The 19,434-nt window shown below is 75.3% G+C and carries 17 protein-coding genes; 7 read left to right on the top strand and 10 right to left on the bottom strand.

What is annotated here, in order from left to right:
• Positions 1–101: 101 nt before the first annotated feature.
• Complete coding sequence (locus tag MMF93_RS08095) at positions 102–731, bottom strand: HD domain-containing protein (protein ID WP_242750502.1); 630 nt, start codon at positions 729–731, stop codon at positions 102–104.
• A 158-nt stretch (positions 732–889) separates the two neighbouring features.
• Here MMF93_RS08095 and MMF93_RS08090 point away from each other — a divergent pair, with 158 nt between their 5' ends.
• Entirely contained in the window at positions 890–1,357 is a 468-nt protein-coding gene (locus MMF93_RS08090; protein WP_242750500.1) for a hypothetical protein, read from the top strand.
• A gap of 19 nt (positions 1,358–1,376) precedes the next feature.
• Here the strand turns inward: MMF93_RS08090 and MMF93_RS08085 are convergent, their stop codons facing one another.
• From MMF93_RS08085 to MMF93_RS08045, 9 genes are all read right to left on the bottom strand, one after another.
• Positions 1,377–2,378, bottom strand: coding sequence for a proline racemase family protein (locus MMF93_RS08085; protein ID WP_242750498.1), 1,002 nt, complete (start codon positions 2,376–2,378; stop codon positions 1,377–1,379).
• On the bottom strand, positions 2,378–3,319 hold the full coding sequence (locus MMF93_RS08080; RefSeq protein ID WP_242750496.1) for a dihydrodipicolinate synthase family protein: 942 nt from the start codon (positions 3,317–3,319) through the stop codon (positions 2,378–2,380). The genes MMF93_RS08085 and MMF93_RS08080 overlap by 1 nt, the downstream gene beginning before the upstream one ends.
• Positions 3,316–4,899, bottom strand: coding sequence for an FAD-dependent oxidoreductase (locus tag MMF93_RS08075; protein WP_242750493.1), 1,584 nt, complete (start codon positions 4,897–4,899; stop codon positions 3,316–3,318). Before MMF93_RS08075 ends, MMF93_RS08080 begins: the two co-directional genes overlap by 4 nt.
• A complete protein-coding gene (locus tag MMF93_RS08070; RefSeq protein ID WP_242750491.1) occupies positions 4,896–5,243 on the bottom strand; it encodes a (2Fe-2S)-binding protein in 348 nt (115 codons plus the stop codon). The genes MMF93_RS08075 and MMF93_RS08070 overlap by 4 nt, the downstream gene beginning before the upstream one ends.
• The gene (locus MMF93_RS08065; protein ID WP_242750489.1) at positions 5,240–6,445 is read right to left on the bottom strand and encodes an NAD(P)/FAD-dependent oxidoreductase; all 1,206 of its coding nucleotides are present in this window, start codon (positions 6,443–6,445) and stop codon (positions 5,240–5,242) included. The genes MMF93_RS08070 and MMF93_RS08065 overlap by 4 nt, the downstream gene beginning before the upstream one ends.
• 119 nt (positions 6,446–6,564) lie before the next feature.
• Positions 6,565–7,197, bottom strand: a complete 633-nt coding sequence (locus MMF93_RS08060; protein WP_242750487.1) for a helix-turn-helix domain-containing protein — start codon at positions 7,195–7,197, stop codon at positions 6,565–6,567.
• 140 nt (positions 7,198–7,337) lie between these two features.
• A complete protein-coding gene (locus MMF93_RS08055; protein ID WP_242750485.1) occupies positions 7,338–9,449 on the bottom strand; it encodes an ABC transporter permease in 2,112 nt (703 codons plus the stop codon).
• Positions 9,446–10,273 carry a molybdate ABC transporter substrate-binding protein gene (gene modA / locus MMF93_RS08050; protein ID WP_242750483.1) on the bottom strand — a complete coding sequence of 276 codons (828 nt, stop codon included), beginning with the start codon at positions 10,271–10,273 and terminating at the stop codon, positions 9,446–9,448. Before modA ends, MMF93_RS08055 begins: the two co-directional genes overlap by 4 nt.
• A gap of 77 nt (positions 10,274–10,350) precedes the next feature.
• Entirely contained in the window at positions 10,351–10,746 is a 396-nt protein-coding gene (locus MMF93_RS08045) for a TOBE domain-containing protein (RefSeq protein ID WP_242750481.1), read from the bottom strand.
• Between the two features lie 309 nt (positions 10,747–11,055).
• Here MMF93_RS08045 and MMF93_RS08040 point away from each other — a divergent pair, with 309 nt between their 5' ends.
• The 6 genes from MMF93_RS08040 to MMF93_RS08015 all read left to right on the top strand — a co-directional run bounded on the left by MMF93_RS08040 (position 11,056) and on the right by MMF93_RS08015 (position 19,383).
• Positions 11,056–11,865: an SAM-dependent methyltransferase gene (locus MMF93_RS08040; protein WP_242750479.1), complete on the top strand. Its 810-nt coding sequence runs from the start codon at positions 11,056–11,058 to the stop codon at positions 11,863–11,865.
• Positions 11,866–12,010: 145 nt separating this feature from the next.
• Positions 12,011–12,898: a pentapeptide repeat-containing protein gene (locus MMF93_RS08035; RefSeq protein WP_341483238.1), complete on the top strand. Its 888-nt coding sequence runs from the start codon at positions 12,011–12,013 to the stop codon at positions 12,896–12,898.
• A gap of 530 nt (positions 12,899–13,428) precedes the next feature.
• Complete coding sequence (locus MMF93_RS08030) at positions 13,429–14,448, top strand: thiopeptide-type bacteriocin biosynthesis protein (RefSeq protein ID WP_242750477.1); 1,020 nt, start codon at positions 13,429–13,431, stop codon at positions 14,446–14,448.
• 79 nt (positions 14,449–14,527) lie between these two features.
• Positions 14,528–17,431, top strand: a complete 2,904-nt coding sequence (locus tag MMF93_RS08025) for a lantibiotic dehydratase (protein ID WP_242750475.1) — start codon at positions 14,528–14,530, stop codon at positions 17,429–17,431.
• Positions 17,422–17,583, top strand: coding sequence for a hypothetical protein (locus tag MMF93_RS08020; protein WP_181860948.1), 162 nt, complete (start codon positions 17,422–17,424; stop codon positions 17,581–17,583). The genes MMF93_RS08025 and MMF93_RS08020 overlap by 10 nt, the downstream gene beginning before the upstream one ends.
• A gap of 264 nt (positions 17,584–17,847) precedes the next feature.
• The gene (locus MMF93_RS08015; RefSeq protein ID WP_242750473.1) at positions 17,848–19,383 is read left to right on the top strand and encodes a lanthionine synthetase LanC family protein; all 1,536 of its coding nucleotides are present in this window, start codon (positions 17,848–17,850) and stop codon (positions 19,381–19,383) included.
• Positions 19,384–19,434 lie beyond the last annotated feature (51 nt).

Here is a 19,434-nt window from a genome sequence, read left to right as displayed (position 1 = left end):
TCCAGCGGCAACGGAGGGCAGGTGCGGTTCCAGTCGGCCTACTTCGCATGCGTCATGCTCACCCCGCTCGAGCCCATAACGACGAGCCCGTCAACCGACGGTCACATGGTCCGCCGGACAGTGCTCAGCAGGCCCCGGGCGACCGCCGCCTGCCTGACCTCCTCGTACAGCGCCCTCAGCGTCGGGCTGACGTTCACCCTGGGCAGCTGGAGCCGGTCGAGGGCGGCGGCGTCGGCGTCCACGTCCGCCCAGCCCTGCCCGGTCAGCAGGCGCATCAGTGCCGGGTTGAGCCGGTCCACGCCGCGCACCAGCCGGGCCTCGGGCGTGGCACCTTCCTCGTACTCCCGCCACAGCGCCAGCAGGTGCGGGCCGAGCGGTGCGGGGAGCGTGCCGAGGCGGTCGCGGGCGACCGCCTCCTCCGCGCGGGCCTTGCGGGCGCGGGCTTCCTCGCCGCCGCGCGAGGTCTGCCAGGCCGACGGGTCGCCGGTGTCGATCTCGACCACGTCGTGGAGCAGGCACAGCTTGAGCATGCGACCCAGGTCCAGGGCCAGCCCGCTCTCCCGCTCGAACTCGGTGTGCAGCACCCAGCACACCATCGCCAGGTGCCAGGAGTGTTCGGCCACGGACTCCCGCCGATGGGGGGTGGCGTTGTTGTGCCGCTCCACCTCGCGCAGGCGTGCGGTGTGGGAGATGAAGTCGAAGAGCTCGCGAAGATGCGTCTCGTTGCCCATGGCACGGCGACCCTAGCGGACGCCGCCGGGCGGGGCGTGGGCCGCGCCGCCTCCCCGCATCCGGGCCGAGGCGGGGGCGGGGGCCGCGCCGCCTCCCCGCGCCCGGTACTGGCGGGTGCGGGTATCGCGGTCTCGTCGGGCTGAGTAGGTTGTGCCGTATGGACGCGCGGCGGAACGAGACGGAAGAGAACCTGGCCTCATGGGCCGAGGAGTGCCAGGCGAACGCCGCCCGCCTCGCGGACATGCTGGGGGTGCTCGCCGCTGACTACCTGGCCGACCCGCTGGCCGCACTGCCCGCGTGGGAGAACTACCTCTCCCGGCTGCCGCTCGCCGACTTCGAGGAGTCGGACCGGGTGACGCTCCACACCGACCTGGTCTCCTTTCTGGCGGACTTCATGGTGCGGGCCAAGGGCGCGCACTGGGAGGCCACGCCGGACGCGTCCGCGCCGGGCGGCCACCGGTACGTGCTGACGGCCATGGGGCTCGACGGCCGGGTCCGCCACTGCGACCCGTTCGCCGTCGTCCACCAGGTGAGCAGGGAACTGCCGCTCGATCCCACCCGTGTGCTCGCCACGGCGGAGCTCGCCCTGGGCCTGTCCCGCCCCGAACGGGACACCGCCCACTGACCTCCCGGGCCCGCCCGGTCTACAGCACGAAGCCGTGCGGAAACGGATCGCGCGGATCCAGCAGGTAGTTCGCCGTTCCGGTGATCCACGCCCGGCCTGAGAACTCGGGCACCACCCCGGGCACCCCGCCGACCTCGACGGTCCCCAGCAGCTGCCCCACGAAGCGGGTGCCGATGAACGACTCGTTCACGAACTCGGTGTGCAGCGGCAGTTCGCCGCGCGCGTGCAACTGCGCCATCCGCGCCGAGGTGCCCGTACCGCAGGGGGAGCGGTCGAACCAGCCAGGGTGGATCGCCATGGCGTTGCGCGAGTGCCGCCCGGTCGAGCCCGGCGCGAGGAACTGCACGTGTTTGCAGCCGCCGATGGCGGGATCCACCGGGTGTGCGGGGCGGTTCTGCTCGTTGACGGCCCGCATCACCGCCAGGCCGGCGGCAAGGATCTCGTCCTTGCGCGCGCGGTCGAACGGGAGTCCGATCCGGTCGAGTTCGACGAGGGCGTAGAAGTTGCCGCCGTAGGCCATGTCGTAGCGGACCTCACCGAGGCCGGGAACGGTGACGATGGCGTCCAGCTCCAGCGCGAACGCGTCCACGTTCCGCAGGGTGACCCTCTCGGCCACCCCGTCGCGCACGGTCACCCGGGCCTCGACCAGCCCCGCAGGGGTGTCGAGCCGCACCCGTGTCTCCGGCTCGGTCACCTCGACCATGCCCGTCTCCACCAGCACGGTCGCCACCCCGATGGTGCCGTGCCCGCACATCGGCAGGAAGCCGCTGACCTCCACGTAGACCACGCCCCAGTCGGCGTCGGGGCGGGTCGGCGGCTGGAGCAGGGCGCCGCTCATGGCGGGGTGCCCGCGCGGCTCGTCCACCAGGAACCGGCGCAGCTCGTCGAGGTGGTGGACGGCGTGGTTGCGGCGCTCGGCCATCGTCGCGCCCGGCAGGGGCGGCACCCCGCCGGTGACGACCCGGGTGGGCATGCCCTCGGTGTGCGAGTCGACGGCGCTGAGCGTGCGGACCGAGCGCATCAGGCGGCCGCCCGCTCGTCGAGGGCGGCGATCGCGCGCGCCATGTCGGCCTCCACCCGCGCGCGCAGCCCGGCGGGCAGCGGGCCGCGCGGCGGACGGCAGGGGCCGCCGAACCGGCCGACCCGCTCCATGCCCAGTTTGATCGCCTGGACGAACTCCGTGCGCGAGTCCCACCGGAAGGCGGCCACCAGCGGCTCGTACAGCTCCCGCGCCTCTTCCAGCCTGCCCGCCCTGGCCAGCTCGAACAGGCGGGCCGACTCGGCGGGGAAGACGTTCGGGAACCCGGCGAACCAGCCGCTCGCGCCCATCAGCAGGCTCTCCAGCACCACGTCGTCGGCCCCGCTGATCACCTCAAGGCCGGTGCCGGCGGTCCGCTCCCTGATCTCCAGCACCCGGCGCACGTCGCCGGAGAACTCCTTGACGGCCACCACGTTGTCGATCTGCGCGGCCTCCGCGATCAGGTCAGGGGTGAGATCCACCTTGGTGTCGAGGGGGTTGTTGTAGATCATCACCGGCAGTCCGACGGAGGCCACCTGAGTGAAATGTGTCAGTATTTCGCCCTTGTTGGCGCGGTACATCGTCGGGGGCAGGCACAGCACTCCGTCCGCGCCGTCCTCCGCCGCGGCCTCGGCCCACTGCCGGGCCTGGTGCGACCCGACGCCGTGCACGCCGACCACCACCGTGCCGGCCCCGCCCACCGCCTCGACGGCGGTGCGCGCCACCGTGCGGCGCTCCCGGTCCGTCAGCGACGAGTACTCGCCCAGCGAACCGTTGGGGCCCACACCGTGGCAGCCGCGCTCCACCAGCCACCGGCAGTGCTCGGCGTACCTGTCGTAGTCGACGGCGAGCCCGGCGGGGGCCGCCGCGTCCTCGCGGTACGGCAGCGCGGTGGCCACCACGACACCGCCCAGACCACGGGGCTGCTGCTGGTTCTCGCTCATGAACTGCTCTCCTCTTCGGGACGGTGACCTGCATCGGTCAGCGGGGCGGACCCAGCGGCGAGTTCGCCGAGCCGGATGGGCTGGGCGAGCGGCCTGCGATGCGGGTCGGCCGCCGGCAGACCCTCGGCCGGCCTGTCGGGGGTGTCCCCGGCGAGCCTTCGGCGGAGTTCGGCGACCGTCGGCCCGCAGATCCGGCCCTGGCAGGGACCGAGCCCGGCGCGGGTGTTCAGCTTGGCGACCCGCGGCGCGGCACCGGCCTCGGTGGCGAACGCGGCACACAGTGAGCCGTAGTCGGTCTCCTCGCAGCGGCACACCACGGTCTGCGGCCGCAGCCAGCCCGGCCACGCGGCGCCGACCGGGTGGGCGCGGGCGAGCCGTTCGGCGAACGCCCGCCCCTGGTCGCGGCTCTGCCGCAGCGCCCGCAGCGCCCGGCGCGCCCCGGGATCCCGTGGCGCGCTCCCGCCCGTGGCGGCTGACCACCCGGCGACGGCGCCCTCGGCCCGCGCGGCCGTGGCCCCGGCGATGCCGGTGATCTCACCGGCGGCGAAGACCCCGGGCACGCTGGTGCGCTGCTGCGCGTCGACGTGTACGAAAGCGCCTGGCGCGCCGCGGGGGCCGGGCGGGCCGCTCTCCCGGGCCCCCGCCGTGTCGCCGCCGGGCTCAGGGCGCTCGCCCAGTGCGCATCCCGCGGCGAGCGGCAACTCCAGCTGAGGGCTGAAGCCGTGGCCGACACACACGGCGTCCACGGCGACCGTGCGCCGCGTACCGTCCAGAACCGACCAGTCGGCGCGCAGCCGCGCCGTGACGACCTCCTCCACCCGGCCGTCCCCGCGCGCCTCGACCACGGCGCGGCCCGTCCGGTACGGCACCCGGTGGCGGGCCAGCGCGGCGGCGTGGCCGGCCAGTTCCACCGCCTTGCCCGCCTGCGCGACCAGCTCCCACGGGCGGCGCCCCCAGCCGCGCGCCGTCGTCGCCGCGGTGTTGGCCTCCAACACCTCCCGCACACGGGAGCCGGCGTCCAGCAAGGAGGCCGCCACCGGAAGGAGGAAGGGGCCCGAGCCCGCGACCACCACCCGCTCACCGACCGCCACCCGCTCACCCTTGGCCAGCGCCTGCGCCGCGCCCGCCGTGAAGACGCCAGGCAACTCCCAGCCGGGGAACGGCAGCACGCGGTCGTGGGCGCCCACGGCCAGCACGAGGGCGTCCGCGTCGAGTGTGCGCCGGGGGCGTCCCGCGCCGTCCGCCGGGCCCGAGCACAGCAGATGCAGCCGGGGCGGGCCCTCGTGTCCCGGCCGGGGCCGCTCCAGTGCCCACACCGAGGTCCGCGGCAGCCACGTGCACCGGGGGTGCGCCAGCACCCGGCGGCGGCGGTGCTCGAACGCCCGCCACCCGTGCTGGAGATGCCACGGGCGCCGGGGAGCGTACGCCTCGGGCACCGTGCGGTGGTACTGGCCGCCGGGCTCCTCCGCTGCGTCGATCAACGTCACCCGCGCCCCCGCGGCCAGTGCCGCCTGCGCGGCGGAGAGCCCGGCGGGCCCCGCGCCGACGACCGCGACGCGCCGTGCGGCAGGCATGGTCATCGCCCCTCCCCGGCCCCGGACTCGGGCCCGTCGGCGGGGCCGCGCCCGGCGCGTGAGCGGGTGGTGACCTCGTCGCCGTCGACGGCCCGCCGGCGGCAGGCCCGCACGTCGGGCTCGCCGTTGACCGTGACCAGGCAGTCGAAGCAGACCCCGATGCCGCAGAAGACGCCGCGCGGGGCACCGGAGGGGGCCTGGCGCCACGAGGACCTGCCGGACGCGAGCAGGAGGCCCGCCAGCGTCTGCCCCGCGATGCCCTCGGCCGGCTCGCCGTCGACGGTGATCCGCAGCGGCCGGTCCGCGCGGCCCGTGGCGTCGCGTCCGGTGGGTACGAGCCGGGAACTCATGGCGTCTCCTCCTGCTGGTACGGGCGGGCTCTGAGCACGGCCGGGCGGTCCACCCGGAACGCGGCGGCGTCCACCGGGGGCGGCTGGCCCAGCACGAGGTGGAGCAGGAGCCGCCCGGTGCCCACCGACAGCCCGATCCCGGCGCCCTCGTGGCCGCTCGCGTGCCACAGGCCCGGCATCCTGGGATCGGCCCCGATGACGGGGAGGTGGTCGGCCACGTACGGCCTGAAGCCGCCGTAAGCGCGCATCACCGGGACCCGGGCGAGCGAGGGGAAGAGCCGCAGCGCTTTGGCGGCGACGGCCGAGAGCACCTCGGGCCGCAGCCGGTCGTCGAAGCCGACGCGGCGCCGCGAGGAGCCGATCAGCACGCTGCCCGCGCGGGTCGACTCGACCACGGCGGAGGTCTGCGTCTCCTCCTCGCTGCTGCCGACGGCGCCCACGTAGTCGGCGTCGTAGACCTTGTGGAAGACGGTGGGCGGCTGCGGCGTCGTCACCAGGACGTCGCCGCGCCGGGGCTCGACACCGACGGGCGCGCCCAGCCGGGCGGCGAGCGCACCGGACCAGGGGCCCGCGGCGTTGACGCACAGGTCGGCCTCCAGCAGCCCGCGCGTGGTGCGGACGCCGGCGAGCCTGCCGTCGCGGACCACCGCCGAGCACACCTCCTCGCCGCCGCGCAGCGTGGCGCCCGCGGCGAGCGCGTCCGTCAGCAGCGCCGTCGCCGCGCCCGCCGGCTGTACCTGCGCGTCCTCGCCGTAGTGCACGGCGGCGGTGTGCTCGCGGGTGACGTAGGGCTCCGCCGCCCGCAGCGCCTCGGGCGCCAGGGGCTCGGCCCGCACCCCGGCGGAGCGCTGGCCGGCGGCGAACCGGGCGAGCGCGTGCGCTCCGGCGCTCGTCGTCGCGACGACGATGCCGCCCTTGGGGTCCCACTCGGCGGCCTGCACGGCCCGGCGTCCCTCGGCCGACCGTTCGGCGATCTGCGCGAGCACCTCGGGCCACAGTTCGCGGGAGAGCCGGGCGAGCGCGAGTTCGGGGCCAGGGCCCTTGTCCGAGACGAGCACGTTGCCCTCACCGTGCGAGGTGGTCGCCGCGGCGGGGCCGCCCCGGTCGACGACGGTCACCGCCAGCCCGGCCAGGGCGAGTTCGCGAGCGCAGGCCGCACCGATGATCCCGGCACCGAGCACCACGGCTCGCGTTCCGCTCATCGAACCTCCTCGTTCGCTGAAACGAACGAGAGGGACGGTATGCGCGGCGCCACAGGGGTGTCAACGGTGCGGCGGAGCGACCCTCCGAAGTGGCGTCCGGGGCGGGTGCGGGGCCGCCCTCAGTCCTCGGTGTGCGGGGCGCACCCGCCCGCGACGGCGTGCGGAGCGCTGGGAGGCAGCCGCTGGTCCGCGCGGTACTGGAGGAGCAGAACCGAGCGCACGGTGCCCTCCAGCGCCGTGTAACCGTGCGGAAGCGTGGCGTCGAAGCCGACGTAGTCGCCAGGGCCCAGCTCCACGTCGTGGCCCTCCACGCTCACCCCGAGCCGCCCCGCCTGCACGATGGTGTGCTCCACCCCCACGTGGCCCAGCGAGTCCCGCCGCTCACCCGCCCGCACCTGCTGGTCGTACACCTCGAAGACGCCCTCGCCCGACTCGATCCGCTGCAACGGGCGCAGGTCCACGCCCTCGCCGCTGAGCACCTCCACCTCCTGGGCGCGCACCACCCGCAGACCGGCGGGCGGCCGCGCGTCCAGCAGGTCGGAGATGGGCACCTCCAGAACTCGGGAGAGGCTGAAGACCGTCTCGATGGTGGGATTCCCCGTACCGGACTCCAGCTGCGAGAGCGTCGCCTTGCCGATCTTCGAGCGCCGCGACAGCTCCGAGATCGACAGCCCCCGCTGGGCCCGCGCCCGCTTCAGGTTGAGCGCCAACATGCTGCGGATCGATCTCCCGGCCGCTTCAGGACCGCTCACGGCCCCTCCCTTCCCCTGTGGTCTTCCCCGCGACTACCGTTCGCTATACGGAACGACGTGTCGGTGTGGGGGCCATTATCCCGAACGGAGAGGGGACCGGATGCCACACGGGAGCGCGGCCTGCCGCCGCAGCGGCGGGGTCACCGCTCGACGAGGGTGATCTCCGTGGCCTTCATGCCCGCGAAGACCGCGGCGCCGTCCTCCAGACCCAACTCGGCCACGGCGTCGGCGGTGACCTCGGCGACCAGATCGGGACGGCCCGTACACGCCACGAGGACCCGCATCCTGCTGCCGACCGCCGTGACCTCCCGCACCGTGCCCGCCCAGACGTTGCGCGGACTGCCCTGCGGGCGCTCCCGATGCAGCGCGACCGCCTCCGGCGCGATGACCGCCAGCACCCGTGCCCCCTCCGCGACGGGGTCCGCGACCACCAGGCTGCCGCCGCCCTCCAGGGCGAGCGAGCCGTCCCGCGCGGCCGTCCCCGCCAGCGCGTTGCGGCCCAGCATCCGCGCGACCCACGGCGAACGGGGGCGCCGCGCCACCTCGGCGGGCGACGCGTCCTGCACGGCACGGCCGTCCTCCAGCACCAGCACCCGGTCGGCGAGCGACACGGCCTCCACCGGATCGTGGGTCACCAGCAGGCAGACACCGCCGAACCGCCCAAGGTGACCGCGGAGGGTGTGGCGCACGTGCGCGCGCGTCGTCTGGTCGAGCGCGGCCAGCGGCTCGTCGAGCAGCAACAGCCTCGGCCGCGCCGCCAGCGCGCGGGCCAGCGCCACCCGCCCGGCCTGACCGCCGGACAACTGCGCGGGCCTGCGGTGCGCCAGGTGACCGACCTCCAGCCGCTCCAGCCACCCGCGCGCCAGGCGCCGCGCCTCACCGCGGCGCACCCCCGCGGCGCGCAACCCGTAGGCCGTGTTCGCCAGCGCGCTCAGGTGCGGGAAGAGCGCACCGTCCTGCGGCACCCACGCCACACCCCGCCGGTGCGGGGGCAGCGCGCCGACCTCGATGCCGCCCAGGGCGAGGTCGGCGTGCGCGCGCGGGGTCAGCCCGAGCAGCGCGCGCAGCAGCGTCGTCTTGCCCGCACCGTTCGGGCCGACGACGGCGACGGTGGTGCCGGCCGCGGCGTCCAGCGTGAGCCGGGTGAACCCGCCGAACCGCGCCCGCAAGTCCCAACGCTCGGCGTCGACGGCGGCGGCGACGGCGGACGGAGAGGTGCGGGCGACGGTGGCGTCGGGCCTCCCGGGATCGGCGTCGGTCTGCGGGCGCTCGGGGCTTGCGGACGCTTCCGGGGTGCCGGTGCCGGTGCCGGTGCCGGTGTGCGGGGTCTCGGGGCTGGTGGCGGCTTCGGGGTCCTCCGCGCGGCGCGCCCAGCGGTCGCGGAGGCGCGAGAGACTCCCCGCGCCGCCACCCGCCCTTCCGCCGCGGGTGCGCGAGGCACCCGCGGCGCCGGAGCCTGCCCATCGGCCGCGCAGCGAGAAGAGCACGGCCATGGCGATGACGAGCAGCAGCAGCGAGACGGACGTCGCCGCCTCCGGCTGGTCCTGGAGCAGCAGATACACCTTCAGCGGCAGCGTCTGCGTCGTCCCCGGCAGATTTCCCGCGAAGGTGATCGTCGCGCCGAACTCGCCCAGCGCCCGCGCCCAGGTGAGGGCGGCGCCCGCGGCGAGTCCCGGGGCCACGAGCGGCAGCGTCACCGTGAAGAACACCCGCACCGGAGACGCGCCCAGCGAGGCCGCCGTCTCCTCGTAGGCGGGCCGCAGCCCCGCCAGTGTCCCCTCCAGGCTGATCACCAGGAACGGCATCGCCACGAACGTCGCCGCCACCACCGCGCCCGAGGTGTGGAAGGGCAGGACGACACCGAAGGTGTCCTCCAGCCACGGGCCCAGCAGTCCGCGCCGCCCGAAGCCCAGCAGCAGTGCGACACCGCCCACGGTCGGCGGCAGCACCATCGGCAGCAGGACCAGCGACCGCACCAGCGCCTTGCCGGGGAAGTCGATCCGGGCCAGCAGCCAGGCCAGCGGTACGCCCAGCAGGAGGGAGAGCGACAGGGCGCCGCCGGACACCAGCAGCGACAGCTTCACCGCCTCGGTGACACCCTCGCTGCCCAGGTGGGCGCCCAGCTCACCCCACTCCGTCCGCACCAGGATGCCGAGCAGTGGCACCAGCAGGAACGCCACCGCGAGCACCGCGGGCACCCCCAGCGCGAGGGGCGCGCGGGGGCGCCCCGCCAGGTTCCGCGTACGGGTCACGGCTTTTGGAAGCCCGCCTCGCGCAGCAGCTTCTGCGCCGCGGGGGTCTTGAGCCACTTCACGAAGGCCGCCGCCTCCTTACGGTGCTCGGACCCCTTGAGCGTGGCGGCCGGATATGAGGCGATCGCGTTCTGACCGTCGGGGATCGTGACGGCGTCCACCTTCTTCGGCGCCGTCGCCGCGTCGGTCTGGTAGACGATGCCGGCGTCCGCCTCGCCCAGTTCGACCTTGCTGAGCACCTGGCGGACGTTGGTCTCCCGCGAGACCGGCTCGACCTTGAGCTTCTCGGCGTCCAGCACCTGTGTGCTGTAGCGCCCGACGGGCACCTCGGGCGCGGCCAGTACCACCTTCAGCTTGCTGTCGGTCAGGTCTTTCAGGGACTCGACCTTCTTCGGGTTGCCCTCGCCGGTGGCGATGACGAGCCGGTTCTTCGCGATGACGTCCGGCTCGCCCGTCTCACCGCTGAGCCCTTCCATGGTGGTGGTGTCGGCCGTGACCAGCGCGTCGGCCGGTGCCCCCTGCTCGACCTGGGCGGCCAACTGCTGGGACCCGGCGAAGGAGAAGTTCACCTTCGTGTCCGGGTGCTCCTTCTCGTACGCCTTGCCCGCGGCTTTGAACACGTCGGTCAGGGAGGACGCCGCGAGCACCGTCAGCTCGGTCGTGCCGCCCCCGCCCGCCTCGTTGCCCTTGTCGTCACCGCCTCCACCGCAGGCGGTGAGCGGGACCAGGACGGCGACGGCGGCGAGCGCGGCGAGAGAGCGGCGGGGCGAGGGGAGTGAGGACGAGGAGGAAGACGAAGGGGAAGGTGACGAGGGTGAGGACATGCGGTGGGTCTCCAGGTGAGGCGGGGGACGGGGCGGGGCTGGGGCGGGCGTGGCCCGCGCCGGGACGCGGGCGGGTCCTACGGCGTGTCGATGTGCACGCTGGTCGACTTGACGCGGGCCGTGGCCTGCATGCCGACTTCCAGGCCCAGCTCCTCGACGGCCTCCCGCGTCAGCAGGGAGACCAGCCGGTGCGGCCCCGCCTGGATCTCGACCTGCGCCGCCACGTCACCGAGCTTGACGGCGGTCACGATCCCGGCGAACGCGTTGCGCGCCGAGGTGTAGGGGACGTCGTCCTCCTCGGCGGCGTGCCGGCCGAGCTCGACGGAGAAGGCGGCCAGATCCCGTCCGTCGATCAGACGGCGCCCGCTCTCGTCGCGGTGCGTGGTGACGCGGCCCGCGTCCGCCCAGCGCCGCGCCGTGTCCGGGCTGACGCCGAGCAGCCGGGCCGCCTGGCCGATGGTGTACGACTGCATGTGCGTCAACGTATGGCCCGTAGCCTCGCAGATGCAATGCGAATGGCTTCTCTCTATAGCATGTGCCAACCCGGCTTGGAGGAATGCCCAAGCCGGCCGAAGGCGGGCACCGGGCAGGCGACTTCGCCCGGCGCGCCCGCCCCGGGCGGTGCACCGGTACCGTCACGGCGGTGCGGCCGCCTCGCGCGCGGTCATGCCTGGTGGTACGCCGCCGCCTAGACTCGTCGAGCGCTCCTGGACTCTTTCGAGCGGTCCGAGGGCGCGGGTCGGTCCGTAGGGCGCGGGTGCAGAACGGGAAGGACACGGCACGTGAGCGAGAGCAGCGGTCCCGAGGGCGCCGAGACGCCGGTCGCCGATGTCGCGCACAACGCCAGGGTGTGGAACTACTGGCTGGGCGGCAAGGACTACTACGCCATCGACCAGCAGGTCGGCGACCACGTCACCAGCATGTACCCCAGCATCCGCGAGGTGGCGCGCGCGGACCGGGCCTTCCTCGGCCACGTGGTGCGGTATCTGGCGGGAGAGGTGGGCATCCGCCAGTTCCTCGACATCGGCACCGGGCTGCCCACCGTCGAGAACACGCACCAAGTGGCCCAGCGGGTCGCCCCGTCCTCGCGGATCGTCTACGTCGACAACGACCCCACCGTCCTCGTGCACGCCCGTGCCCTGCTCACCAGCTCCCAGGAAGGCGCGACCGACTACATCGACGCCGACGCGCACCACCCGCGCGCGATCGTCGACGCCGCGGCCGACACCCTCGACTTCGTCGATCCCGTGGCCGTCATAATGCTGGGCATCCTCAACTTCATCGCCGACACCGACGAGGCGGCCCGCATCGTCGACACGCTGATGGAGGCCGTCCCCTCCGGCAGCTACCTCGTCCTCACCCACCCCACGCTGGAGCTGGGCGGCGAGGCCAACGAGGAGGCCATGCGGTTCTGGAACGAGAACGCCACCCCACCGATCACCGCCCGCAGCCGCGTCGAGGTGGCCGGGTTCTTCCGCGGGCTCGAACCGCTGCCGCCCGGCATCGTCTCGTGCTCCCGCTGGCGCCCCGGGCACGCCGCCGACGACGAGAAGATCGTCGCCCAGTTCGGCGCGGTCGCCCGCAAGCCCTGAATCCGGCCCGCGCCCGCGCTCCCCGGCCCCTTCCCGGTCCTGTTCCCCGGTCCCATCCAGGCCCTGTTCCCCGGTCCCTTCCCGGTCCTGTTCCTCGGGGAGGCCGACGCCGCACCGGTCGACGACTCCGGGTTAGCTTGGACGGGTGAGCGAGAGCGGAGGCCCGGAGCGGATGGAACGGCTGAGGGCCGATTGTGAGCGGTGCGCGGGGCTGTGCTGTGTGGCGCTGCCGTTCGCGAGGTCGGCCGACTTCGCGGCGGACAAACCCGCGGGGGAGCGGTGCGGGAACCTGACCGACGAGAACCGGTGCTCGATCCACGCGCGGCTGCGCGGCAGCGGCTTCACCGGATGCTCGGTCTTCGACTGCTACGGGGCGGGGCAGCGGGTGACGGCCCGCGAGGAGACGGTGCCCGGGCCGCGGCTGTTCGCGGTCTTCCGGGTGACCCGGCAGCTGCACGAGCTGCTGTGGCTGCTCACCGAGGCGGCGCACGGCGGCCGCTGCCCGGAGGCCGAAGCGTCGGCAGCAGAGCTGGACGCGCTGATCGACGGCGACGTCGCCGCGCTGCTCGACGCCGACGTCGAGGCCTGGCGGGCGCGAGTCGGGCCGATCCTGGAGCGGGTCAGCGAGCGGGCGCGCGCGGGGCTCGACGGGCGGGACCTGCGACGCGGCGACCTGACGGGCAAGCACCTGCGGAAGGCGCGGTTGCGCGGCGCCACCCTGCGGGGTGCGCTGCTGCTCGCGGCGGACCTGCGGGGAGCGGACCTGCGCCAGGTCGACTTCCTCGGCGCCGACCTGCGGGACGCCGACCTGCGGGGCGCCGACCTGTCGGAAGCGCTCTTCCTCACACAGCCCCAACTGAACGCGGCCCACGGGGACTCGGCCACCCGCATCCCCGGCACGCTGGCCCGCCCAGGCCACTGGCCGGACCACGACTCGCCCCCATCCGCACCCGCCCCCGTACGACGGGCGAAGGCCCCCCGCGCGGGCGGCCGCGGCGGCTCCGGGAAGGGCCGCCGCGGCCGAGGCCGATGACGCCTCGACGCCCCCGCCCACGACGGCGGGCGTCTCCCCGCGCCGCCGCCGTGCGGACAGGCGCCCCCGGGGTCAGCTGGTCCCGCGGTTCGGCCGACCGCCTGGTTCACGGCAGACGCGTCCCACCCGGTTCAGCCGGGCCCGGGTCGGGCGGACCCGCCAGGGCGGTGGCTGCCCTGGCGGGCGCCGCGCCCGCCTCCGCGCTGTAGGCGTGCACGACGCGCCCCGTCCCGCCGGGGGCGCGGACCGCGCGCGGGCGACGTCTCGCCCTCAAGGGACAGGTGAGTGGTCGGCGGGGCGGAGCCGGCTGGCGGACCGCACCGGGCCGCCTCCTTTCGTGTGAAGGCAGCTGCCTTCCGCGAACGCACCGGCGCACAACCGCCGTTCATATGAAAAATTCGGTTTGATTGTTCGCTGACGGCAAAGCAGGGAAGTTCCCCTTCGGGACGTGATTGCGGTGACGTAATCACTGAGAAGGGGGGCGGAAATTGCCGGAGGTTTCCCATCGGTGGCGTTCACCGTATGCGTTCGTGGACCGCTTCAAGGAGGCGGGGACGCGGGGTCGCACGGTCGCGGCCGCGGGAGCCGCGGGTTTCGCGGCGGGCCTCACCGCGGCGCGGCACGCCGCGCGGGAAACAGCGGTGCGCGCCGCGCCGCGCACGGGCGCCTGGGTGCAGCTCAATCTGACCCCCGAGCGTGACTCCCACGGTCGCGCGCTCTGTTATGCGGAACTCGCCGCACTCGCCGACACGTTTCTCGCCGGGAAGCGGGCGCGGAATTTCTTCTTCATGCACAAGGCGCCGGGAATCCGCGCGCGTTTCCAGGCGGCGGAGCCCGGGGAAGCCGCCGCGTTGTGTGCCGCCCTTCTGCGCTGTACGGAGCGGTGGGAGGGGCTCCGGCGGCGTCCGGTGTGCGCGGTGTACGAACCGGAGCACTACCTCTTCGGCGGCCCCGCCTCGATGGCGTATGTGCACGACCTGTTCACCCTCGATTCCCTGGCCTGGCTCGACCACCACGTCAACCACCCGGAAGGCGCGGGGCCTTCGGTCGGCTGGCGGCAGTCGCTGCTGATGTTGCGGGAGGTCTTCGACGGGCTCGGGATCGTCGGATGGGAGCACCGGGGCGTCTGGGACGCGGTCGCCCGCGAGACGGGCCGCCGCCTCCGGGAGGCGGCCGCGGCCATCGATCCGACGGCCCGCGAGCGGGCGGCCGCCGGCATCGTCGCCTACTGGCGGACGCCCCGCGACGAGGCACTCCGCGCCTTCCCGGAGGAGCACAGGGACGCCCTGGCCCGGCACGCGAAGGCAGCGCACCGGGCGGCCGTGCGCTGGCGCGACGGCCACTTCGAGGCGGGAGGTGCCTCGCACGGCGCGGCAGGAGAGGGGTACGAGGCGGGCGAGGCCACCGTCGGTCCCCGTACGGCGGCCGCCTACCTCACCGTCTTCCACTGGAACCGCGGTCTGTTGTCCCTGGCCCGCCAGAGCCTCCTGACGGAAGCGCTGCTTCACGAGGGGAGGGCCGCGCATGCCACCTCGGCAGCAGCACACTGACCCGGCCACCGCGACACCCGGCCCGCGACGGAGTCCGCACGCGTCGCCCCCGCACGTCCCGGCACGCGACAGCGGTTCCGTGCCCCTCGGCGCCGCGGCGCTCCTGCGGCTCGCCGGTGTTCCCGGCGCGGTCTGGACCGGCGCGGGGAACCTTGCCCTCTTCGCGCAGGCCGACGCACTGGCGGACAGGCAGGCGCGGCTGGGCGCGCGGGCCCGCGCGTTGAGCGTGCGGATCGGCGAGGAGGTCGTACCCGACGAGAGGCTGACGACGACGGACCGCCGGGCCGTGCTGGCGTTGCGCCGCAGGCTGCACGCGGGAGAGGCGCCGTCCACCAGCGGCGGCGGAGAGGCATGCGGCGGCGGAGAGGCATGCGGCGGCGAAGGCGCGGGTGGTGGCGGGGACGCAGGTGGTTGCGGAGACGGGAACTCTCCTCTTCTCGACCCCACCAGCCCCGCTGCCGACGACGGCGCCCTCCTCGACCGCATCGCCGCGCTGCGACCCGCCCTCGCAGGCGACGTGCGAGCGCTGGCGGCCGACGCCGCCGGTCTCCGTGCCGCGTACGGCGGCTTCGGGCGTGCCGTCGCCGCCGAGCGGGACCGGGTGAGCGCGCTGCTGCTGGAGGCGGCCCGCTCGCAGCCCGTGCTGCGGAGCTTCGTCGAGGGAGCCGCGCCCCGCGTCGTGGGGGACCTGGAACGGCGCGCGGCGGCGGGCGAGTCCTGGGAGAGCAAACGGCAGCGCAAGGGCGTCGGATACCTGTGGCGTGCGCTGGGCCGGGCCGCCGCCAAGACCACTCCGCGCGACTGGGCGGGGCAGCTCGCGGTGGTGCCCGTGGCGGGACGACGACCGGTATCCGCCTCGCCGGGGAGCCCGTTGAGCGCTCCGGTGGCCCCGCTGCTGCCCGAGCTCGCCCCCGGCCCTGGACCTGTCGCCGCCCGCAGGACCGAGAACGTGCACCGGCTGTGGTGCCTGCTGCGCGACACCGACCTGGCCGCCGCCGCACCGCACCTGCTCCTCACACCTGCTCCGCTGCACCACACCACAGGCGAGCCCGGCACGGGGCACCTGCACTTCTCCGTCGTCGATCCGGACCCGGCCGGGGGCGGCCGGCTGAGGCGGCTCTCGCTGCGGCGCACACCGGCACTGGAGACGGTGCTGAGGCTGCTCGCCTCCACGCCCCGTACGGTGGGGGCGCTGGAGGCCGCACTCGGTCCGCCGTCCTCCCAGCCCGCACTGCGCGCTTTCCTGGCCCACCTGCACACGCTGGGCATCCTCCAGGTGTGTGCCGCGCCCCGGGCCCGCCGCCTGTCGTGGACGGAGCACGGGCCAGGACGTTCCGTACCGCTGGCCGGCGACCTGGCCCGCGGCTCCTTCCTGGACTCCTACCGCCGGGTCGCCCCCGTCGGGGCCGAGGGCACTCGCTCTCGCCCCGAGGTGCCGGAAGCCGGCGCGCGGATCGTCGCCGACGGGCTCGCTCTCGCGCGGCGCGTGGCCGAGTTGTGCGAGGAGAACCGCAGCCGGGACGAGAAGAGCCGGGAGACCGCGGAGGCGGTGGGCTTGGGCGCCGAGCCCGTTTCCGTCGTACGTCTCCTGGAGGCCGGCCACGCGGACGACCGGTCCGCCGCCCCGCACCCCCGCGGCCGGTACGCCTGCTGGGAGCCCGCGCACACCTCCGACTCCGGCTACGCCAGGCTGTTGGCGTACCTCGGCGCGCGGCTCGACGAGGAGCAGGTCGACCTGGACGCGGCGCTGCTGGACACACTGGGGGCACCGCGCGTGCCCGCGGTGCTGGAGACCTGGCCCGTCGACTGTCTGCTGCGGCCCCTGCCCCGCGCCCGCGGCCGCGGTGGGGAACCCGGCGGACGGCGCGGGCCCGACGCTTCTGCGGGCCCGGGCCCCGTGGCCGTGTTGGAGTCGGCGTCGCCCGCGGGCGTCCTGGACGCCCGTTTCGCCGAGGCGCTGGGGGAGCTGTACGGCGACAGCCCCGCCGCCGGATACCCCAACACGGGCGGCTACCGGGACTTCCTCGCGGCCTTCGAGCGCCGCGCCGGTGTGCGCTTCGTCGAGGTGCTGGTCCCGCCGCTGACCGAAGCGGCGGCCAACGCCGTACGCCGTCCCGTCTCCACCAGCTGGTGCACCGGGGACTCCAACACCCCTCTCTACTACGGCACCTCGGCCGACCCCCGCCCGGCGGGTGACGGCGGTGGCGTCACACCGCTTCCTTCCGTCCGCCACCTCCCCCTCGACCGGGTCACCCTGCGGGTCGCGGGCGGCGTACTCGTCGCCGAGGCCGACGGGGTGCGGGTGCTGCCCGTCCACCACGCCACCCGCACCCCGGCCCCGCCGTACGACCGGCTGCTGCCGCTGCTGACGGGGGCCGGGCACCCGGCCACTCGGCGCATGGTGCGGTTGGACGGGCTCGCCGGGGCGTTCCCCGGGGCGCGGCACGTGCCACGGCTGACGGTCGGCGGGCTCCTCGTCGTCAGCCCCGCCCAGTGGCGGATCGCGCGCGCCGCGCTGTGGCGCCCCACGGACAGCGAAGCCGACAAGGTGGCGGCGCTCGCCGCGCTGCGGCGGGCGGCCGAGCTGCCCAGGTTCGGCTACCTGCGGGCGCGCCCGGACGCCAAGCCGCTGCCCGTCGACCTCGCGGCTCTGCCCGCGCTGCAGGCAGTGGAGCGGCTCTGCCAGGCCGAACCCGGCCAGGACCTGGTGTTCGAGGAGGCGTTGCCGTCACCGGACGAGCCGCCCGGCGCCGGCAGCGCCCACGCGCCGGAAGCCGGCGGCTCCTGCGGGGCGACGGCGGCCCAGTTGCTGGTCCGGCTGCCCCACGACGGCACGGCCGAACACCTCGCCGCCCGCGCTCACGCCGCCTGGCGCGGCGGCCACGACCTCCCCGGCGTCCCGCCCTCCTCCAACGGTGGCGGGACGCCGGGGCGGACACCACATCCGCAACACAAGGACAAAGGAGAGTCACCATGCCCGTGACGACCGAGGCGCCCGAGCTCGACCTCGACAGCCTCATCGACGACCTCGACACCCGGATCAGTTCGACGACCGAGCTGCCTGAGACGCAGCTGGACACCGGACACTGCAGCGGCCTGTGCACGGTGGTCATCTGCACCGTCATCGTCTGCTGATTCCGCACAGCGGGTGAGCCGCCCGGCCGGCGCGGACCGGCCGGGCGGCTCGCCCGCCCTTCCCCCAGCCCGTTCCGGAAGCCCTGCCCGACGCCTCGACGCCTCGACGCCTCGACGCCTCGTGCGCCCGGTGCGGGCTCTCTGCGGTAGCCGCTGCCCCTGCCCTACGGCGTCCGTGCGGGCCGGCGGACCGCCGACGAAGCACCACCCGAAGAGCACCACCCGAAGAGCACCGTCCGAAGGACCCGAAGGGGGTACTACGGCATGTCCCAGCAAGCGCTCACACCCGACACGGCGGCACGGAGGCTGGCCCTGCGGCTCGCTGTCGCGACGCTCGGCCAGTGGACCGACCGGGCCAGACGCGCGGCGGCACAGCGGCCCCCCGACCGGGTGCGGCGGCACACCGAAGCGTTCGCGGCCGCCGACCCGGCTCGGCGTTCCCCGCAGGCCGTCCCGGTCGCGGACGCGGCCCGAAAGCCCGCACACGCGGCACGGCACTCCGCCGGGGACCGGCCCGCGGAGGCGACGGGACGGGGCCGCCCCGCCGACGGCGCGCGCCGGCCCTCCGCGCACGCGGGCTCCGCCTCCTCCGCGCCCCCCACCGTCTCCGTCGAGCATCCGGGCGACCCCGGCATCCCCGTCCTGGCGCGGCTGGTGGCCGCCATGGGGGACGCCGAGGCCGCGGCGGTCGCGGCGCGCGCCGCCGCCGTGTGGGCCCGGGACGCCGGGCGCGGGCCAGGGCACCGCGGGCTGTTCGACGGCGGGCTCGCCGGGACGCTCGTGGGGCTGCGCCAGTGCGCCGTCCTGCACCCCGCGCTGCACCCGGTGGCCGACCGGCTCAGGGACCGGCTGCTCGACCACCCGTCCCGCCCCTTCGCCGGCGGCGAGGCCGAGCCGCCGCCCGGCCGTCCGAGGGGTGCTCCCGAGCGGTACGGGTCGGTCACCTTTCCCGACTACGACCTGATCCTCGGCCCGTCCGGCGTGCTGCTGGCGCTGACCGCCGACGGCCACGAGGCGAGGGGCACGCCGGGGGAGGCGGAGTCCGGCCCCGCCGCCTACGCGGCGTACGTCGCCTCCGCCGCGCGGCTCGCCGCCCTGTGCGACGGCGCGGAGTTGCCGGGGCTGCGTACGCACTACCCCGCGCACCCGGTGCTGGGCTGGCTGCACGGGCGGATCAACACGGGCATGGGACACGGTGTCGCGGGGGTGACGGCCGCGCTCACCGCCGCCGTACGGCAGGTGGGGCCGCGTCCCGAACTGGCCGCCGCGCTGCGGAACACGAGCCGATGGCTGATGAAGGAGTCGTTCGACGACGCGCGGGACATCCGCACCTGGACGGGCTGCGGTCTCGACGGGCAGGCGCGGCCACCGGGGGCGCACGCGCGCCAGGCGTGGTGCTACGGGACACCCGGCGTCTCCTGGGCCCTGTGGGACGCGGCCGACGCGCTGGGTGACCCGGTGGGCGCGGCCTGGGCCGCCGCGGCCTTCCGCACCCTCGCCGACGGCTACCACGAGGGCTTCCACCTCTTCGGCGACCATCCAGGCGACCGGCTCGGGCTCTGCCACGGGGCGGCCGGGGTGCTGGCGGTGGCCGACGCGATGCGGCGGCACGGGCGGCTGCCTGCCGCCGCGGCCCTGCGGGAGAGGTTGCTCGGGCACTTCGTCGCGCAGGAGGAGGAGTTGTGGGCGCTCGCCGGGGAACGGTGCGGTCTGCTCGGCGGCGCGGGGGGAGCCCTCGCCGCGGTGCTCACCGCCACGGGCGGCAACCGGGGATGGCTGCCCTGCGCGGGGCTGCGCTGAGCGGGACAGCGCTGAGCTGGGCCGCCCTGCGCGGGGCTGCGCTGAGCGAGT

Source organism: Streptomyces tubbatahanensis, from assembly GCF_022699385.1.
In the GTDB taxonomy this organism is placed as follows: Bacteria; Actinomycetota; Actinomycetes; order Streptomycetales; family Streptomycetaceae; genus Streptomyces; species Streptomyces diacarni.
The sequence above is the reverse complement of the archived record's forward strand: the minus strand, read 5'-3'. Positions and strand labels throughout refer to the sequence as shown.

Excerpts from the sequence above, each read along its gene's own strand:
- MMF93_RS08020 (WP_181860948.1), top strand. The coding sequence starts at position 17,422 with ATGCCCGTGACGACCGAGGCGCCCGAGCTCGACCTCGACAGCCTCATC.
- MMF93_RS08090 (WP_242750500.1), top strand. The coding sequence starts at position 890 with ATGGACGCGCGGCGGAACGAGACGGAAGAGAACCTGGCCTCATGGGCC.
- MMF93_RS08070 (WP_242750491.1), bottom strand. The coding sequence starts at position 5,243 with ATGAGTTCCCGGCTCGTACCCACCGGACGCGACGCCACGGGCCGCGCG.
- MMF93_RS08015 (WP_242750473.1), top strand. The coding sequence starts at position 17,848 with ATGTCCCAGCAAGCGCTCACACCCGACACGGCGGCACGGAGGCTGGCC.
- MMF93_RS08080 (WP_242750496.1), bottom strand. The coding sequence starts at position 3,319 with ATGAGCGAGAACCAGCAGCAGCCCCGTGGTCTGGGCGGTGTCGTGGTG.
- MMF93_RS08085 (WP_242750498.1), bottom strand. The coding sequence starts at position 2,378 with ATGCGCTCGGTCCGCACGCTCAGCGCCGTCGACTCGCACACCGAGGGC.
- modA (WP_242750483.1), bottom strand. The coding sequence starts at position 10,273 with ATGTCCTCACCCTCGTCACCTTCCCCTTCGTCTTCCTCCTCGTCCTCA.
- MMF93_RS08075 (WP_242750493.1), bottom strand. The coding sequence starts at position 4,899 with ATGACCATGCCTGCCGCACGGCGCGTCGCGGTCGTCGGCGCGGGGCCC.
- MMF93_RS08095 (WP_242750502.1), bottom strand. The coding sequence starts at position 731 with ATGGGCAACGAGACGCATCTTCGCGAGCTCTTCGACTTCATCTCCCAC.
- MMF93_RS08045 (WP_242750481.1), bottom strand. The coding sequence starts at position 10,746 with ATGCAGTCGTACACCATCGGCCAGGCGGCCCGGCTGCTCGGCGTCAGC.
- MMF93_RS08065 (WP_242750489.1), bottom strand. The coding sequence starts at position 6,445 with ATGAGCGGAACGCGAGCCGTGGTGCTCGGTGCCGGGATCATCGGTGCG.